This window comes from Clostridium kluyveri (genome assembly GCF_001902295.1).
Lineage (GTDB): Bacteria > Bacillota > Clostridia > Clostridiales > Clostridiaceae > Clostridium_B > Clostridium_B kluyveri_B.
Map to the genome: position 1 here is coordinate 1,653,178 of NZ_CP018335.1, position 17,422 is coordinate 1,670,599.

Annotated in this window: 15 protein-coding genes; all 15 read left to right on the forward strand. The window is 32.4% G+C overall.

What is annotated here, in order from left to right:
* The first annotated feature begins 40 nt into the window (after positions 1-40).
* The 15 genes from BS101_RS08140 (at position 41) to spoIVA (ending at position 17,254) form a co-directional block, all read left to right on the forward strand.
* A complete protein-coding gene (locus BS101_RS08140) occupies positions 41-928 on the forward strand; it encodes a phosphate ABC transporter substrate-binding protein (protein WP_073538375.1) in 888 nt (295 codons plus the stop codon).
* Between the two features lie 96 nt (positions 929-1,024).
* Positions 1,025-1,930 (forward strand): phosphate ABC transporter permease subunit PstC, encoded by a 906-nt coding sequence (gene pstC / locus BS101_RS08145; protein WP_242951474.1) that lies wholly within the window; start codon positions 1,025-1,027, stop codon positions 1,928-1,930.
* Positions 1,927-2,814 carry a phosphate ABC transporter permease PstA gene (gene pstA, locus BS101_RS08150; RefSeq protein WP_073538376.1) on the forward strand — a complete coding sequence of 296 codons (888 nt, stop codon included), beginning with the start codon at positions 1,927-1,929 and terminating at the stop codon, positions 2,812-2,814. Before pstC ends, pstA begins: the two co-directional genes overlap by 4 nt.
* 12 nt (positions 2,815-2,826) lie before the next feature.
* Complete coding sequence (gene pstB / locus BS101_RS08155) at positions 2,827-3,576, forward strand: phosphate ABC transporter ATP-binding protein PstB (RefSeq protein ID WP_073538377.1); 750 nt, start codon at positions 2,827-2,829, stop codon at positions 3,574-3,576.
* A gap of 74 nt (positions 3,577-3,650) precedes the next feature.
* On the forward strand, positions 3,651-4,307 hold the full coding sequence (gene phoU, locus BS101_RS08160; protein WP_073538378.1) for a phosphate signaling complex protein PhoU: 657 nt from the start codon (positions 3,651-3,653) through the stop codon (positions 4,305-4,307).
* A gap of 125 nt (positions 4,308-4,432) precedes the next feature.
* On the forward strand, positions 4,433-5,056 hold the full coding sequence (locus BS101_RS08165; RefSeq protein WP_073538379.1) for a DUF47 domain-containing protein: 624 nt from the start codon (positions 4,433-4,435) through the stop codon (positions 5,054-5,056).
* The gene (locus BS101_RS08170) at positions 5,049-6,047 is read left to right on the forward strand and encodes an inorganic phosphate transporter (RefSeq protein WP_073538380.1); all 999 of its coding nucleotides are present in this window, start codon (positions 5,049-5,051) and stop codon (positions 6,045-6,047) included. Before BS101_RS08165 ends, BS101_RS08170 begins: the two co-directional genes overlap by 8 nt.
* Before the next feature lie 290 nt (positions 6,048-6,337).
* Positions 6,338-7,672, forward strand: coding sequence for a DUF512 domain-containing protein (locus BS101_RS08175; RefSeq protein WP_073538381.1), 1,335 nt, complete (start codon positions 6,338-6,340; stop codon positions 7,670-7,672).
* Positions 7,673-7,675: 3 nt separating this feature from the next.
* Positions 7,676-8,992, forward strand: coding sequence for a ribosome biogenesis GTPase Der (der, locus tag BS101_RS08180; RefSeq protein ID WP_073538382.1), 1,317 nt, complete (start codon positions 7,676-7,678; stop codon positions 8,990-8,992).
* A 3-nt stretch (positions 8,993-8,995) separates the two neighbouring features.
* Positions 8,996-9,994 carry an NAD(P)H-dependent glycerol-3-phosphate dehydrogenase gene (locus BS101_RS08185; protein ID WP_073538383.1) on the forward strand — a complete coding sequence of 333 codons (999 nt, stop codon included), beginning with the start codon at positions 8,996-8,998 and terminating at the stop codon, positions 9,992-9,994.
* 136 nt (positions 9,995-10,130) lie between these two features.
* The gene (locus BS101_RS08190; RefSeq protein WP_073538384.1) at positions 10,131-12,335 is read left to right on the forward strand and encodes a glycosyltransferase family 39 protein; all 2,205 of its coding nucleotides are present in this window, start codon (positions 10,131-10,133) and stop codon (positions 12,333-12,335) included.
* A 194-nt stretch (positions 12,336-12,529) separates the two neighbouring features.
* Positions 12,530-13,207, forward strand: a complete 678-nt coding sequence (locus tag BS101_RS08195) for a response regulator transcription factor (RefSeq protein ID WP_073538385.1) — start codon at positions 12,530-12,532, stop codon at positions 13,205-13,207.
* Complete coding sequence (locus BS101_RS08200; RefSeq protein WP_073538386.1) at positions 13,204-14,565, forward strand: HAMP domain-containing sensor histidine kinase; 1,362 nt, start codon at positions 13,204-13,206, stop codon at positions 14,563-14,565. The genes BS101_RS08195 and BS101_RS08200 overlap by 4 nt, the downstream gene beginning before the upstream one ends.
* A 111-nt stretch (positions 14,566-14,676) precedes the next feature.
* The gene (locus BS101_RS08205; RefSeq protein WP_073538387.1) at positions 14,677-15,651 is read left to right on the forward strand and encodes a glycosyltransferase family 2 protein; all 975 of its coding nucleotides are present in this window, start codon (positions 14,677-14,679) and stop codon (positions 15,649-15,651) included.
* Between the two features lie 124 nt (positions 15,652-15,775).
* On the forward strand, positions 15,776-17,254 hold the full coding sequence (spoIVA, locus tag BS101_RS08210; protein WP_073538388.1) for a stage IV sporulation protein A: 1,479 nt from the start codon (positions 15,776-15,778) through the stop codon (positions 17,252-17,254).
* Positions 17,255-17,422: the final 168 nt, after the last annotated feature.

Below are 17,422 nucleotides of genomic sequence, written 5' to 3' on the forward strand. Positions count from 1 at the left end.
TTTTTATATGAGGTTAAATCTTAAGGAGGTCTATATTATTATGAATATAAGAATACGAAGAGGTTTTTTAGCAACTATGGCTATTGTACTGACTATGGGAATATTCATAGGCTGTGGAGGAAATAATAGTACAGAAGAGGGAGATAAGAGCACCAATCAGGAACTATCCGGTTCAATAACTTTAGCAGGTTCTACTGCGCTTCAACCACTGGCAGAACAAATAGGTAAAACATTTTCAGAAAAAAATCCAAAGGTAACTGTTAATGTTCAAGGAGGAGGAAGCGGTACAGGATTAAATTTGGCACTGCAGGGTACGGCAAATATAGGAAATTCTGATGTAACTGCAGAATCCAAGCTGGATGCAGATCAAGCAAAGCAGCTGGTAGATCATAAAGTTTGTGCTATAGGTTTTGCAGTAGTAGTAAATCCTAATGTAAATGTTGATTCTCTGACTAAAGAACAGATACAGAAGATATTTACAGGAGAAGTCACAAATTGGAAAGATGTAGGCGGAAGTGATATGAAAATAAATGTTATAAACAGAACTAAGTCATCAGGTACTAGAGCTACATTTAAAGATACTGTAATGGGTGGAAAAGAGGAAAAAGAGGGACTTGGAACGACACAGGACTCCAATGGAAATGTTGAAAATGCAATTAAGACCACAGAAGGAGCTATAAGCTATTTAGCACTATCTTATTTAACAGATGCAGTTAAGGACAATGTTAAAGCTTTAAAAATAGAAGATGTTGAAGCTAGTTCAGAAAATATAATTTCAGGTAAATATCCATTCTGGTCTCATGAACATATGTATACAAAGGGAGAAGCTGAAGGTGTGACGAAAGCATATATAGATTATGTATTAAGTGATGAAAATAAAGAAACCATAAAGAAGCTTGGATATATTCCTATGAGCGATATGAAATAGAAATTATTTTAGCTGGCTGTTTAGACAGCCAGTTATTTATAAAATAAAATTTTGAGGTCGGTAAATATGGAAAAAAAATCAGTTGGGTTATCAAAGATGACAAATATAGAAAAAAAGTCATTATGGCATAAACTAAAAACAGAATATATAGGCAGATTTTTTGCTACATTTTGTGGAGCTATGATTATAGTTCTTACTTTAAGTATAATATTTTTTATAGCTTCAAAAGGTATGGCTACTTTTGTAAAAAGAGGATATCCGCTATGGGAATTTTTATTTAGTTCTAAATGGGCACCAGACGGCAGTACTCCAAGGCTTGGAGCACTTATATTTTTTGCAGGGTCTACTTTTGTTTCTTTAGGGGCAGTTATAATAAGTGCTCCCATAAGTATAGCCCTTGCTGTATTTATGCATTACATATCTCCTAAGATAGGTTCCAAAATATTGCAGCCTTCGCTGGAATTATTTGTAGGTATACCCTCTGTAGTATATGGATGGATAGGATTTAGCGTACTTATTCCATTTTTAAAGAACAGCTTTCATGGAATCGGATTTAGTTTAATAGCGGGTATATTGGTTCTAAGTATAATGATACTACCTACCATATCCAGTATATCTGCAGATGCAGTAAAAACTATTCCAAGAAGTTACATGGAGGCATCTTATGGATTAGGGGCAACCAGATGGCAGACCATAAGTAAAGTAATAGTTCCCTCTGCTAAAAATGGCATACTTACAGGAGTGGTATTGGGACTCGCTAGAGCCTTTGGAGAAGCTCTGGCAGTACAAATGGTAATAGGAAATACCATAAAATTTCCGAGTGGTCTTTTAAGTCCTACATCTACCATGACTAGTATTTTAACCATGGATATGGGAAATACAGTATCTGGTACTGCATGGAATGATGCACTATGGTCTCTGGCATTATTTCTTTTAATAATTTCTTTTGTATTTATTTTAATAATAAAGGCTATTGGAAAAGGGAGTGAGGTTAAAAGATGAATGCTAAAATGAGAGATAAGTTATGGACTGGAGTTTTTTATGGATTAACTGTTTTTATAGTACTCATTTTGGTGCTTCTAATAGGATATATATTAGTTAAAGGCATGGGATTTTTAGAACCGTCTTTTTTATTTGGAGAAGCCAAATTTGGGGAATCTGGAGGTGGCATAGGGCCTCAGTTATTTAATTCTTTTTATATGTTAATAGTGGCGCTGCTCGTAAGTGTTCCTTTTGGTGTAGGGGCGGGGATATATTTATCCCAATATGCAAAAGAAGGGATATTTTTAAATATAGTAAGATTGTGTATAGAAACGATGGCGTCATTACCTTCTATTGTAGTTGGATTGTTTGGCCTTTTAATATTTGTAAACATGACAAATTGGGGTTTTACTCTTTTATCGGGAGCCTTTGCCATATCTGTATTGAATTTACCTGCTTTAACCAGAGTGAGTGAAAATGCCATAACTGCAGCTGCTGCACCTGTAAGGGAAGCCAGTTTAGGTCTTGGAGCCACCAAATGGCAGACCATAAGCAAAGTAGTTCTTCCATCGGCTATACCACAGATATCTACAGGTATAATACTTGCTGCAGGCAGAATATTTGGAGAAGCTGCAGCTCTTTTATATACTGCAGGTATGAGTGCACCTAAATTGAATTTTTCCTACATGAGTTTAATTGATAAGGGGTCTTCTTTTAGTATAATGAGACCTGCAGAAACTTTAGCGGTATATATATGGAAATTAAATTCTGAGGGAATGGTACCTGATGCAGCTCAGATAGCTAATAAGGCTTCTGCAGTCTTAGTAATTATGGTACTGCTTTTTAATCTTATAGCCAGGGTATTAGGTAGAAAAATATATGAATCATATACAGGTAAGAAATAAGGGGGAGAGTTGATGAATATAATACAGACAGAAGACCTTGATTTATATTATGGTTCTAATCAAGCTCTTAAGAAGATAAATCTAGGTGTAGAAAAAAATTCTGTTACAGCTTTAATAGGACCTTCAGGATGTGGAAAATCAACTTTTTTAAGAACTTTAAACAGGATGAATGATTTAATAGATTCGGTTAAAATTGAAGGGGAAGTATTTTTTGAAGGTAAAAATATATACAGAGATTATGACGTTATAGATTTAAGGAAAAGAGTTGGAATGGTATTCCAAAGTCCTAACCCATTTCCCATGTCTATATATGATAATATAGCCTATGGACCAAGAATACACGGTATGAAGAAAAAAAGCGTATTAGACGAATTAGTAGAGAATAGCTTAAGAGATGCAGCCATTTGGGATGAGGTGAAAGATAGATTGGACAGAAATGCACTTGGCCTATCTGGAGGACAACAGCAAAGGTTGTGCATAGCAAGAACTCTTGCGGTACAGCCAGACGTACTTTTAATGGATGAACCTACTTCAGCACTGGATCCCATATCTACATTAAGAATAGAAGAACTTATGGATGTGTTAAAGAAGAAATATACCATAATAATAGTGACTCATAATATGCAGCAGGCAGGGAGAATATCCGATTATACCGCCTTTTTCTTAAATGGGGAAATTATTGAAGCCGAAAAAACAGAAGATATTTTTTATAAACCTAAAGATAAAAGAACAGAGGATTATATAACAGGAAGATTTGGCTAATTTTACTGAAAATACTTTTTAAATATTGTAATATATGTCATAATATAATTAATAATTGAAAAGAGGTGGTTATTATGACCAGAAAGGCATTTGATTATGCATTGGAAGAAATGCATAATGATGTATTGAGAATGGGAAGTATGGTAGAAAAACAAATTCATCAGTGTATAGAGGCACTAGTTAAACAGGATGATAATTTGGCAAAAGAGACCATAAAAAATGATGACTTAGTAGATAGTCTATATAGAGAAATAGAAGATAAATGCATAAAACTCACTGCAAAAGAACAGCCTCTGGCCATAGATCTAAGGACAATATTTACAACAGCTAGAATAATAACAGATCTTGAAAGAATGGCAGATCATGCTGTAGATATAGCTAAAATAACTATAAAGCTTAAAGGTGAAAAGTATGTAAAAAAGTTGATAGACATAGGTAAAATGTCTAAAATAGTTAATGATATGATAAAAAAGGCACTGGATGCCTATGTAGATAGAGATGTTGATGAGACCTATGTTGCTTGTAAAATGGATGATGAAATAGATAGATTATATAAGCATGTATTTAAAGAATTAATAGAGATCATGAGTGAAGATCATGATAAAATAAACCAAGCTACTCAGCTTTTATTTGTTTGTAAATATTTAGAGAGAATAGCAGATCATGTAACTAACATATGCGAGGGAACTATATATTTAGTTACAGGAGAGCAAAAAGATTTAAATGAATAGTTTATGTAGAGGTTAGGCTTTAAACTGAAGAGGGTTTAAAGTCTTTTTTTTATTTAATTTTTATTAAATTTATGGTATACTTTATAAGGTCGAAAATGTATACTTTCAATGCCGGGAGGGATATAATGTTTACTTTTACTCCAAAAGAGGATAAGTTTTATGAGTTTTTTGTGCAAACTGCAAATATTGCTTATAAAGCTTCAAAAATGTTATTGGATTTTTTAGATGATCTTGAAAATTCAGAAAAAAATTTAAAAAAATTAAAAGAGGTGGAACACCAAGGAGATAAAAAACAACATGAACTATTAGAACAGCTAAACAGTACATTTATTACTCCATTTGATAGAGAGGATATATATGTTATAGCAAAGGATACAGATGATATTATTGACCTTATAGAGTCTACAGCTAGTAGGTTTGTAATGTTCAATGTAAATGAATGTACTGATGAAGCCCGTAGTTTAAGTAAAATGATAGTTGATTGCTGCAAGGAACTGATTCTTATAATGGAAGAGTTAAAAAATATGAAAACAAGTAAACATCTAGCTAAGAGGATAATAGAAGTAAATAGGATAGAAGAACAGGGAGATACTCTTTCAAGAAAAGCTATTGGAGATATATTTAGAAAAGATATGAAGGTTATAGATGTTATAAAATGGAGAGAAATATATCAATATTTAGAAGATACACTGGATGCTTGTGAAGACTTAGCCAATGTCATTGAAGGAGTAGTAATGAAAAATGCTTAGCAGTACTTTAATTTTAACAGTAGTAATAGTAATAATTGCATTGGTATTTGATATAATAAATGGTTTCCATGATAGTGCAAATGCTATAGCTTGTTGTGTATCTACCAGGGTTATGACACTTAAAGATGCGGTAGTAATGTCAGCTTTTTTTAATTTTATAGGAGCATTTATGAGTGTAAAGGTAGCACAAACAGTGGGAAAAGGTATAGTAAATCCCAATGATATTACTCAGAATGTAATTATAGCAGCACTTTTAGGGGCTATAATATGGAATTTAATAACCTGGTATTTTGGAATACCAAGCAGTTCTTCTCATGCATTAATAGGAGGGTTAGTTGGTTCTGCTATTGTATATAAAAGTTCTTTTCTCATAATCAATTGGGGGAGTCTTTTTTTTGAAGTTATACTTTGGCTTATACTATCACCTATAATGGGATTTATAATAGGATTTGTATTTATGACTATTATGAATATGATTTTAAAAAATACAAGACCCAGTACAGTAACCAAGATTTTTTCAAAAGCTCAGATATTTTCTGCTATGCTGATAGCTTTTAATCATGGAGGAAATGATGCGCAAAAGACCATGGGAATTATAACCATGACCCTGGTAAGTACAGGTTTTCTTCAGGTATTTGCTGTTCCGTTGTGGGTAAAAGTTTGTTGTGCACTGGCTATGGCTTTAGGTACAAGCCTTGGCGGAAAAAAGATAATAAAAACTATGGGATGTAAAATGGCTAAAATGGCACCTGTAAATGGCTTTTCAGCAGAAATGGGAGCCTCAGCAGTAATATTTACTGCCACTATGTTTAATGCACCAGTAAGTACAACTCACATAATAACTACAGCCATAATGGGAGTCGGTGCATCTAAGAGATTTTCGGCGGTAAGATGGGCTGTGGTAAAAGATATAGTTTTTGCATGGATAGTAACCATACCTGGCTGTGCACTTATTTCAGGAGTTTTAGTATTTTTGATAGAGTTAATTTAATTTTTAAAAATCTCTTCTATAAATAAATTTTAGAGAGATTTTTTATTTTTTTGGTATATATGCCAAGAAACTTTAATAATTGACTAAATAGGTATATTAGAGTATATTCTAAGTGTGCAATTTGAACCTTATTAACAGTATTCTTAGTGTCTTTAGCACTCAGAATACGTTATCCTTTAGGGGAAGGACTTATCCAGGCATGTAACAGTGCTCATTTCTCTCTTTGAAAAAGATGAGAGTATTAACTATTTTAACCCTCTAGATAAAAATTTTAACTGGGAGTTGTATGCATGAAAAATAGAATCAAGGCAATTAAACCTGGAAGTATTGCCGAAGAAATGGAAATGGAAGTGGGAGATTATCTCATATCCATTAATAATGCAAAAGTTAAGGATATTATAGATTATAAATTTCTCATAAGTGATGATTATGCAGAAGTAGAAATTCAAAAAGAAAACGGGGAAATATGGACTCTGGAGATAGAAAAAGAATATGATGAAGATTTAGGAGTGGAATTTGAAGATGCAATTTTGGATAAACCTAAAAGTTGCCATAATAAGTGCATTTTTTGTTTTATAGATCAGATGCCAGAGGGAATGAGAAAAACTCTTTACTTTAAGGATGATGACTCAAGGCTGGCATTTTTACAGGGCAATTTTGTTACTTTAACCAATATGCGCAAAGAGGATATAGATAGGATAATTAAATATAAAATAAGTCCTATAAATGTATCGGTGCATACTACCAATCCCAGGTTGAGAGTAAAAATGATAAATAACAGATTTGCAGGAAATATCTATAAAGTACTAAAAAAGCTTACAAAAAATCATATAAAAGTAAATTGTCAGATAGTATTGTGTCCTGATATAAATGACGGCAGAGAACTTAAAAGAACCATAGAAGATCTTTATAAATTATATCCAGAAGTGGAAAATGTGGCAGTGGTACCTGTAGGAGTTACAAAATATAGACAGGGACTTTTTAATTTAAAACAATATAATGAAAATTCCGCCAGAGAGCAGCTGGAAATTGCAGAAGAACTTCAGAAAAAATACATAAAAGAAGTAGGAGCTCCCTTTGTAAGATTTTCAGATGAATTTTATATTATTTCAAATAAAGAAATTCCCTCTGCAGAATTTTATGAGAATTATAAGCAGTTAGAAGATGGAGTGGGAATGGTAAGGATTTTTAGAGACAATATAAAAAATGGACTCAAGGATTTAAATTTAAAGGCAAAAGGTTCATTTACCTTTATAACGGGGGATTTAGCATATGAGGAAATAAAAAATGCAGCTAAAAAAATAATGAAAACAAATCCTCATATAATAATCCATGTAAAAAAGATAATAAACAATTTCTTTGGTAACACTATAACTATAGCAGGACTTGTTACTTCAAAGGATATATTAGAACAATTAAAATGTGAAATTTTAGGCAATTATTTGATTATACCAGAATGTATGCTGCGAAAAGGATATGAACTTTCACAGTCAAATAAAAGAGTATTTTTAGATGATGTAACTCTGGAAGAATTAGAAAATTCTTTAAATAGAAAAATACTGGTATGTGATTATACAGGAAAAGATTTAATACAGACCATAAATGAAAACAGTGAGGTGGAATGACTAATGGGAAAACCAATAGTGGCTATAGTAGGAAGGCCTAATGTAGGAAAGTCTACATTATTTAATAAATTAGCAGGAAAGAGAATATCCATAGTAGAGGATACTCCGGGAGTTACTAGAGATAGGGTATATGCTCAGGCGGAGTGGCTGAATTATAATTTTACCATAATTGATACGGGGGGAATTGAGCCTGAAAATAATGACGTAATAATTTCTAAAATGCGAAGGCAGGCACAGGTGGCCATAGAGACTGCAAATGTAATAATATTTATAGTAGATGGAAGAGAAGGACTCACCGCAGCCGATAAAGAAGTGGCTCAAATGCTCAGAAAGAGTAAAAAACCTATAGTGCTTGTGGTAAATAAAATAGATAATATGAAGCAGGAAAATTATATATACGAATTTTATAACTTGGGAATAGGAGAACCCATATCTATTTCTGCATCTCAGGGATTAGGACTTGGAGATATGCTGGATAAACTGGTGGAAAATTTTAAAAATGAAGGTAATGAGGATGAAGACAGCGAATATATAAAAATAGCATTTATAGGAAAGCCTAATGTAGGAAAGTCTTCTCTTATAAACAAACTTTTAGGAGAAGAAAGGGTAATAGTAAGTGATATTCCAGGTACTACGAGAGATGCTATAGACAGTTATTTAGAAACAGATGAAGGGAAATTTTTATTAATAGATACTGCAGGAGTTAGAAGAAAAAGTAAAGTTAAAGAAGAAATAGAAAAATACAGTGTTATAAGAACATATACTGCGGTTGAGAGGGCAGATGTATGCATACTGATGTTAGATGCTACCCATGACATAAGCGAACAGGATGAAAAAATAATAGGATATGCCCATGAATTAAATAAAGCTATAATGGTTGTAATTAATAAATGGGATTTGATAGATAAGGATACAAAAACTGTAAATAAATATAAGACCAGCATAGGAAGTAGTCTCTCATTTATGTCATATGCACCTTATCTGTTTATTTCTGCTAAAACAGGCCAGCGGGTAAATAGAATTTTTAAGATGGTAAGGGAGTGTTATGATAATTATTGCAAACAGATAAAAACGGGAATTTTAAATGACATAATAGGTAAAATAGTAATGATGAAAGAGCCTCCTGTTATAGGCAACAAAAGGCTGAAGATTTATTATGTTACACAAATAGGTACAAAGCCGCCTACTTTTGTGTTTTTTGTAAATGACCCTAAGTGTATCCATTTTTCCTACAGAAGGTATATTGAAAATCAATTAAGGGACAGCTTTGATTTTACCGGAACCGGTATAAAATTAGAATTTAGGGAAAGGAAGGAATAACTTATGTGTTTATCTGTATCTTTTTTGGGAGGGGGAAGTTTTGGAACTGCCCTTTCAGTGATGCTTGGGAAAAAGGGAATAAAGGTAAATTTGTGGGATAGAAAATCGCATATAGTAGAAGACATAAATGTAAAAAGAGAAAATATACAGTATCTTCACGGTGTAGTAATTCCAGAAGGAGTGAAAGCTTCTAATAATGCAGAAGAAGTTATAAAATCGGGAAATGTTCTAGTTTTGTCAGTACCTTCTCAGGCTGTTAGAGAGGTTTGTAAAAATTTCAAAAAATTCACAAGAAAAGATCAAATAATTGTAAATATAGCAAAGGGAATAGAAGAGGAAAGCACAAAGAGACTTTCACAGGTCATTGAGGAAGAACTGCCTGACAATAAAGTAGTAATACTTTCAGGACCAAGTCATGCAGAAGAAGTGGCAAAGGATATACCAACTACAGTAGTGGTATCTTCAAAATATATGGAATATGCAGAAAAAATTCAAGATTTATTTATGACAAAAAAGTTTAGAGTTTATACAAATGAGGATATTGTGGGTGTAGAAATTGGAGGCGCTGTTAAAAATATAATTGCACTGGCTGCAGGAATTTCAGATGGAATAGGCTATGGAGACAACTCTAAAGCTGCACTTATGACAAGGGGTATTGCGGAAATAATGAGAGTTGGAGAAAAATTGGGGGGAAAAAGAGAAACCTTCACAGGGCTTACAGGTATAGGAGATCTTATAGTTACCTGTACAAGTATGCACAGTAGAAATAGAAGGGCAGGTATACTTATAGGGCAGGGAATGCCTGTAAAAGAAGCAGTGGAACAAATAGGCATGGTGGTAGAGGGTATAAAGGCATGTAATGCTTTTTATGGATTAAAAGAAAAATTACAAGTACAGATGCCTATAACAGATGCCCTTTATAAAATATTATTTCAGGAAAAAGATCCTAAATATATTGTATATGAATTAATGAGTAGAGATAAAAAAAGTGAAATATATTAATAGATACTCTCTTTAAATTACTTGCAATCACACAAATTTCACATAGATTTTTGATATTTGTACAACAAACAAAGGTTATAATTTTTCCATAGTATAATCTCACATTGTGAATGTAGGTAAAAAGGGAGTGAATTTAATGAATGGAATGAAATTAGCAAATAAAATAAGATTTACAAAAGAAAATGTGGCACTAATATTAATTGTAGCACTTTCTTCTATATTAAATTTTGTGAATTTAAGTATAGAAGGCTATGGGAATTCTTATTATGCTGCAGCTGTAAAAAGCATGACTATGAGTTTTAAAAATTTCTTTTTTGTATCTTTTGATCCGGCAGGGTTTGTATCTATTGATAAACCACCTCTGGGTTTTTGGATTCAGGCTATATTTGCTAAAATATTTGGATTTAGCGGTGTCAGTATAATTTTGCCTCAGGCTCTGGCAGGAGTAATTTCCGTTATATTAATTTATGTTATTGTGAAGAGAGCCTTTGGCAGCCTTGCAGGACTCATTTCTGCATTATGTCTTGCAGTAACCCCAGTATTTGTAGCTGCAAGCAGAAACAATACAATAGATAATATGCTTGTGATGGTTTTATTATTTGCATGCCTTGCACTTTCCATAGCGGCGGAAAAGGGAAAATTTAAATACCTCATAATAAGTATGGTACTTGTAGGAGTAGGATTTAATGTAAAGATGCTTCAGGCCTATATGGTAGTTCCTGCACTATATATAACATACCTTCTTGCTGCAAATGTTTCGGTTAAAAAGAGAGTAATCCATCTTGTAGTAAGTACCTTTGTACTTGTGGCAGTATCATTGTCCTGGGCACTAGCTGTGGACTCCATATCTGCTGCAAATAGACCTTATGTAGACAGCAGTACCAATAATACGGTTATGGAACTTATAGTAGGTCATAATGGAACGGAGAGACTATCCCTTAGTTCATCTAGTAAAGGCATGGGGGGAGGCGCATCAGGAGGAAAGGGACAAACTCCTCCACAGTTTAAAGAAAACTCAAAAGCTAATGAAGGTACATCATCTTATTCAAAAACATCCGATTATAATTCCACAGAGTTTTCAGGGCAATTTCCTGGGAATCCAAGTGGTAATGGCAAAAATATGGAGGGTGGTGCAGGAGGACAAGGTCCTGGAGGTGGAAATACTCAAGGAGGAGTACAGTCCAGCACCTTTGGAGGTCAGGCCTCTCAGGGAATCACAAGACTATTTTCAAAAAATACACTTTCAGATCAAATATGCTGGTTTATACCCCTTGCCATATTTGGATTCATAGCTTCAGCTATTAAAGAGAAGTTGAGATTCAGGTTAGATAATAATAGAAAACAAGGGTTAGCTTTATGGTTTATGTGGTTTTTACCTGTCTTTATATATTTCAGCTTCAATACAGGTACATTCCATTCCTATTATTTAACTATGCTTGCACCGCCAGTTGCAGCACTTGCAGGAATAGGAATTACTTCAATGTGGGAATTTTACAAAGAAAGAGGCTGGAAGAGCTGGCTTTTACCTGGGGCGTTATTAGTTAATGGAGGTATTCAATTATTGGTAGCCAGTTACTTTAACAGCTATTCAGGTATTGTTAAGGCATTGATGATATTAATAGCAGTTTTATGTATAATACCTTCAATAATATTGGGTGTACTAAATATTTTAAAAGGCAAAAAAACATATGAACAAGATAAAATGCTCAGAATGAAAAAGATTCTGGTAGGAGTATCAATTATAGGACTTTTAATAACACCGCTTACAGGATCTTCACAGGTATTATTTAATAAGCTCAATGGTTCTTTTCCAGCAGCAGGATTGGAACTTCTATCTTCAAACCAACAATCAGGTTCTGGTCAGCAGGGAAACTCAGGCGGTAGTCCACAAGATAATATGAATAATAGCAATTCAAAACTTATAGAATTTTTGCTTAAAAATAAGACAAATGAAAAATATCTGCTTGTGGTTTCATCCTCTAGTGATGCTGCAGATATGATAATAAGTACTGGAGAGTCTGTAATGTCTCTCGGAGGATTTATGGGGAACAATAAGGCAATTACCCTGGATGAGTTTAAAGAATTAGTAAAAAATGGAGAAGTTAGATATGTAATGGCAGGAGGTTCAGGCGGAAGCAATTCCAGTAGTGAAATTATGAACTGGGTTAAAGAGAATGGAAAAGTGGTTTCTTCAAGTGAATACAGCAATTCTAGTGAATCTACTACTGAGTCATCAAATAGTACACAAAATGACACAAGTTCAAAAAATCAACAGGGAATGGGAGGCAGAGATTCTCAGAAACAACTATATGATTTAAAAGAGTATAGAGATAGCTTGTAGGGAAAAGAATTTAAATCAAGTGATTCGAGATTCAAGGGAATGGGATTATGTATAATAATTTTCCCCTTGAATCTTTTTGTGTATTTGGTATTATTTGTTTAAAATCCCCATACTTCATGGACAGCTTTTTAAAGATATGATAAAATAGGGACGTTAAAGTATTTCACTAGCTAATTTAAGTTGAGGTGGTAATATTGGCTAAAAGAATATATTTGGTAGAAGATGAACGAAATTTAAATGTTTTACTTGAAAAGTATCTCAGAAATGAAGGGTATGATGTTACTACTTTTTTTGATGGCAGCTGTGCAAAGAAAAGAATAAAGGATATGCCGGATCTTTGGATACTGGATATAATGCTTCCAGATATAGATGGGTATGAACTAATTAAATGTATAAAACAAAATAATAAAAGTACTCCTGTTATATTTATGTCTGCCAGAAATGAAGAATTAGATAGGGTAGTGGGACTGGAGCTTGGTAGTGATGATTATTTATCCAAACCATTTTTACCCAGAGAATTGGTTATAAGGACTAATAAGCTTATAGAAAGAATATATGGAAATGAACATAATACTAAAAATACAGATATAAATATTGGAGAATATTTAATTAGTAAAAATCAAAGGATGGTTTTTTTTAAGGGAGAAGAATTGCAGCTTACCAACAAGGAATTTGAATTGTTGAGTTATCTTACAGAAAACAAAAATAATTTAATATCAAGGGAACAAATTTTAATGAATGTATGGGGAAATGATTACTTTGGTTCAGACAGGGTAGTGGATGATACTATAAGAAGGCTGAGAAAAAAAGCAGATAAGTTAACCATAGAAACAGTATATGGCTATGGATATAAATTGGTTGTGAGAGTATGAAGAAACCTAAAATAAAGTCCTTAATGTTGAGAATATGGATGACATTTACAATTATGATTCTTATAATAATATGTTGTATTTCCCTTTTATATATGTTTGTATTTAGAGCTTTTGATGAAAAGGCTAAAATTGAAGATTTAAAGGTAGCCCATAATATGTTATTAAAAAATGATAATTTTAATGAGCCTTTAAGATTTGATAAGCTGAGAAATTTGAGGGAAATACAAAATTTGGTTGTTACTATAGATAATAATGAAACCAAGATAATGGATATAAATCAGCCTCCTAATCAACCTAGACCAGAGCAGAGTGATGAAAGAAATTGGATGATCAGCTTTACTAAATATGCAGAAAGCGGCCAAAAACAGTTTAAAGAATACTATAATAACAGGAAATTCTTTTTTATTATAAGTTCAATAAAAAATCAGCAGTCTGGTAAATCTTATCTTATTACCTATATGCCCTATTTTGCAGATAATAGTATATTATATAATGTGATTATTATAGGAATTATATTTATTATTATAGCATTTTTTACTTCAAAACTTGTAGCTTCTTATATTTCAAGACCACTTAAGGAACTAGAAAATTACACTAGAAGAATATCTAATAAACAATGGGGAGAGCCCATTAAAGTTAAAAGTAATGATGAAATCGGGAGTCTGGCAGATTCTATGAATGTTATGCAAAAAAAATTAAAATATGCAGATGAGAATGAAAAGCTATTTCTCCAAAGCATATCCCATGATTTAAAAACACCGGTTATGGTTATTATGGGGCATGCCGAGGCGATTATAGATGGAATATATATAGATTCTGTGGAAAAAACTGCGGAGATAATAAGAGATGAAGCTTTAAACTTGGAAAAAAGAATTAAAGAAATATTATATTTTAATACTTTAGAATATATGTTGGAGAATAATGTGGAAAATGAAAGTGTTGATTTGGGACAGATTGTAAATAATATGATAGATAGATTTAATGTACTTAAAAATGATATCCACTGGGAATTAGATATTCATAAGAGTCTGATTTGGGGCGATATGGAAAAGATACAAGTTTCTATAGAAAATATATTAGACAATGCGCTAAGGTATGCTAAAACTACCATAAATATAAGTTTGAAGGATGAAAATGGCTTTTCCACACTTGAAATTTATAATGATGGAAATAGTATTAAGAATGAAGATATGAAACATATATTTGACAATATGTACAAAGACAAAACAGGTAATTTTGGCATGGGGCTTGCTATTTCAAAAAAAATAATAGATTTTTATGGTGGAGATATAAAAGCTGTAAATAGAGAAAAGGGCGTAAGTTTTATAATTAAGTACCCTATTAAAAGCAATCATTAATTAAAGATGGTTGCTTTTTATGATCACATAAAATTCACACAACTATTACATATTGTAACTATAATTTTTATCTATAATCTTTATAAAGATGAAGTTAAGTGAGGTGTAAAGATGTTTAAAGATAAAGTTATCTATAGTGTTGTGGTACCTTTATATAATGAAGAGCTTGTAATATTTGAAAGTTATAAAAGACTTAAAGAAGTTATGGATTCTACAGGAGAAGAGTATGAAATTGTATTTGTAAATGATGGTAGTAAAGATGGTACAAAAACTAAAGTACAATTGATTTGTAAAAAGGACTTTAGAATAAAATTAGTTAATTTTTCAAGGAATTTTGGCCATCAGGCTGCAATAACCGCAGGAATGAATATAGCTATGGGAGAGGCTATTGTTGTAATTGATTCAGATCTTCAGGACCCCCCGGAAGTTATTCTGAAGATGATAGAAAAATGGAAAGAGGGCTATGAAGTAGTTTATGGTAAGAGAGTTAAAAGAGAAGGGGAGACTTTCTTTAAAAAATTTACAGCCTCCATATATTATAAATTGTTAAAATCTATGACTAGTGTGGATATACCTACGGATGTGGGAGATTTTAGACTTATTGATAAGAAAGTATGTGATGCATTGTCCTCACTGCCAGAGAAAAATAGATATGTAAGGGGGTTGGTTAGCTGGGTAGGATTTAAACAGACCTATGTAGAGTTTGTCAGGCAGAAAAGACTTGCAGGAGAAACAAAATACCCGTTAAGTAAAATGGTTAAGCTAGCTTTAGATGGCATAACTTCACTATCTTACAGGCCTTTGTCTCTTATAAATTATGTGGGGGTTTTTCTATTAATAGCAAGCCTGCTTTCAGCAATCATTATAATTATTAAAAATATAGCTAATAAAGTTGATATTTTAAGTATGGGATTAGTACTTTCCATCAATTCATTTATGATAAGTTTATTCTTTATAAGTATGGGGATAATGGGACAGTACATTGGAAGAATATTTGATGAGGTAAAAGATAGACCAATATATATAGTAGATAATATTGTAAGTTATGAAAAAATAGATTCGAATAATTTAGATATGAAAAGCTAGGGAGCTTGTTTTTCTCTAGCTTTTTATTTTAATTATCAATGCTTTCATAAAAAGATCTAGTAATAAAATGTTACATATAAAAATATATATATACTGTTAATATTAGATTATTGGAGGGCATATTTTGGAAAATTTTGATATATACAAAGATATTGCAGAGAGAACGCAGGGGGATATATATGTAGGAGTAGTAGGGCCTGTTAGAACAGGAAAATCAACTTTTATAAAAAGATTCATGGAAATTATGGTATTGCCAAACATAAATAATGCCTATAAAAAGCAGCGGGCTAAAGATGAATTACCTCAAAGTTCTTCAGGAAAGTCCATTCATACTACAGAACCTAAATTTGTACCTAATGAAGCTATAGAGATAAATTTAGAGGGAGGTGCCAAATTTAAAATAAGAATGGTAGACTGTGTGGGATATATAGTTAAAAGTGCATCAGGATACATGGAAGGGGAAGAAGCAAAAATGGTGACTACTCCTTGGTATGATTATGAGATACCTTTTGAGGAAGCGGCGGAAATTGGGACAAAAAAGGTAATAAACGAGCACTCTACCATAGGACTTTTGATTACTACAGATGGCTCTATAACGGATATAAACAGGGAAGATTATGTGGAAGCAGAGGAAAGAGTAGTAAATGAATTGAAGTCCATAAATAAACCTTTTATAACGGTTCTAAATTCACAGCATCCTTATGACCCTGATACCGTAGCTTTAAAGAAAGAATTAGAAAACAAATATGATGTACCTGTGCAGACCATGGATGTGTTAAATATGAAAGAAGAAGATGTAACAAGTGTATTTCAGAGAGTACTTAAAGAGTTCCCAGTTAAAGAAATAAATATTGACATGCCAGAATGGATAGAAAAAATGGATACTGCACATTGGCTAAAGGTGAACTTTATAAATTTGGTAAAAGAAATGTGTGATACTATATACAAAGTTAGAGATATAGATAGGTCACTTCAAGGAGTTCGTGACATAGAATTTATAGATGAACCTGTAATAAAGGAAATTAATATGGGAGAAGGAACTGCAAGGATCAATTTAAAGCCTAAGAAAAGTCTTTATTATAGAGTACTTAGCGAAGTTTGTGAAGAAGAAATTCAAGGGGAAAGTGATTTAATCAGTATAGTTGAAAAGATGCATGAAGCTAAGGTTGAATATGATAAAATATCAGGAGCCTTGAAGGAAGTTAAAGAAACAGGATATGGTCTTGTGGCACCACAACTCTCTGAAATGAAGCTGGAAGAACCTGAAATAGTAAAGCAAGGGAATAGATTTGGAGTAAAACTAAAAGCCAGTGCCCCTTCCCTTCATTTTATAAGAGCAGATATTCAAACAGAGGTTTCTCCTATTATGGGTACAGAAAGGGAAAGTGAGGAGATGGTAAAATCTCTGCTGGAGCAATTTGAAAGCGATCCCTCTAAAATATGGCAGAGTAATATGTTTGGCAAGTCCTTAGAAATTTTAGTAAAGGAAGGACTTCAAAATAAATTATATAAAATGCCGGAAGATATTCAAGTAAAAATACAAAAAACTCTCCAAAAAATTATAAATGAGGGTAATGGCGGCTTAATATGTATTATACTATAATTCTTTTAAAGTATTTACGATAACATATTCAAAAAATCAGTAATTATATATGTTTAATTGGGAACTTTAGATAGGTTTAAATTTAATTATCTGAAGTTCTAAATTTTTGATTTAAATGATATTTGTGTGCTAGCAGTCATTATGGAAAATAGAAATAAATTTTTAATT

What these genes read in the sequence shown, in the direction of transcription:
- BS101_RS08185 (WP_073538383.1), top strand. Translation starts at nt 8,996, where the DNA reads ATGTGTTTATCTGTATCTTTTTTGGGAGGGGGAAGTTTTGGAACTGCC.
- BS101_RS08170 (WP_073538380.1), top strand. Translation starts at nt 5,049, where the DNA reads ATGCTTAGCAGTACTTTAATTTTAACAGTAGTAATAGTAATAATTGCA.
- pstB (WP_073538377.1), top strand. Translation starts at nt 2,827, where the DNA reads ATGAATATAATACAGACAGAAGACCTTGATTTATATTATGGTTCTAAT.
- der (WP_073538382.1), top strand. Translation starts at nt 7,676, where the DNA reads ATGGGAAAACCAATAGTGGCTATAGTAGGAAGGCCTAATGTAGGAAAG.
- pstA (WP_073538376.1), top strand. Translation starts at nt 1,927, where the DNA reads ATGAATGCTAAAATGAGAGATAAGTTATGGACTGGAGTTTTTTATGGA.
- BS101_RS08200 (WP_073538386.1), top strand. Translation starts at nt 13,204, where the DNA reads ATGAAGAAACCTAAAATAAAGTCCTTAATGTTGAGAATATGGATGACA.
- BS101_RS08175 (WP_073538381.1), top strand. Translation starts at nt 6,338, where the DNA reads ATGAAAAATAGAATCAAGGCAATTAAACCTGGAAGTATTGCCGAAGAA.
- phoU (WP_073538378.1), top strand. Translation starts at nt 3,651, where the DNA reads ATGACCAGAAAGGCATTTGATTATGCATTGGAAGAAATGCATAATGAT.
- BS101_RS08140 (WP_073538375.1), top strand. Translation starts at nt 41, where the DNA reads ATGAATATAAGAATACGAAGAGGTTTTTTAGCAACTATGGCTATTGTA.
- BS101_RS08165 (WP_073538379.1), top strand. Translation starts at nt 4,433, where the DNA reads ATGTTTACTTTTACTCCAAAAGAGGATAAGTTTTATGAGTTTTTTGTG.
- pstC (WP_242951474.1), top strand. Translation starts at nt 1,025, where the DNA reads ATGACAAATATAGAAAAAAAGTCATTATGGCATAAACTAAAAACAGAA.
- BS101_RS08205 (WP_073538387.1), top strand. Translation starts at nt 14,677, where the DNA reads ATGTTTAAAGATAAAGTTATCTATAGTGTTGTGGTACCTTTATATAAT.
- BS101_RS08190 (WP_073538384.1), top strand. Translation starts at nt 10,131, where the DNA reads ATGAATGGAATGAAATTAGCAAATAAAATAAGATTTACAAAAGAAAAT.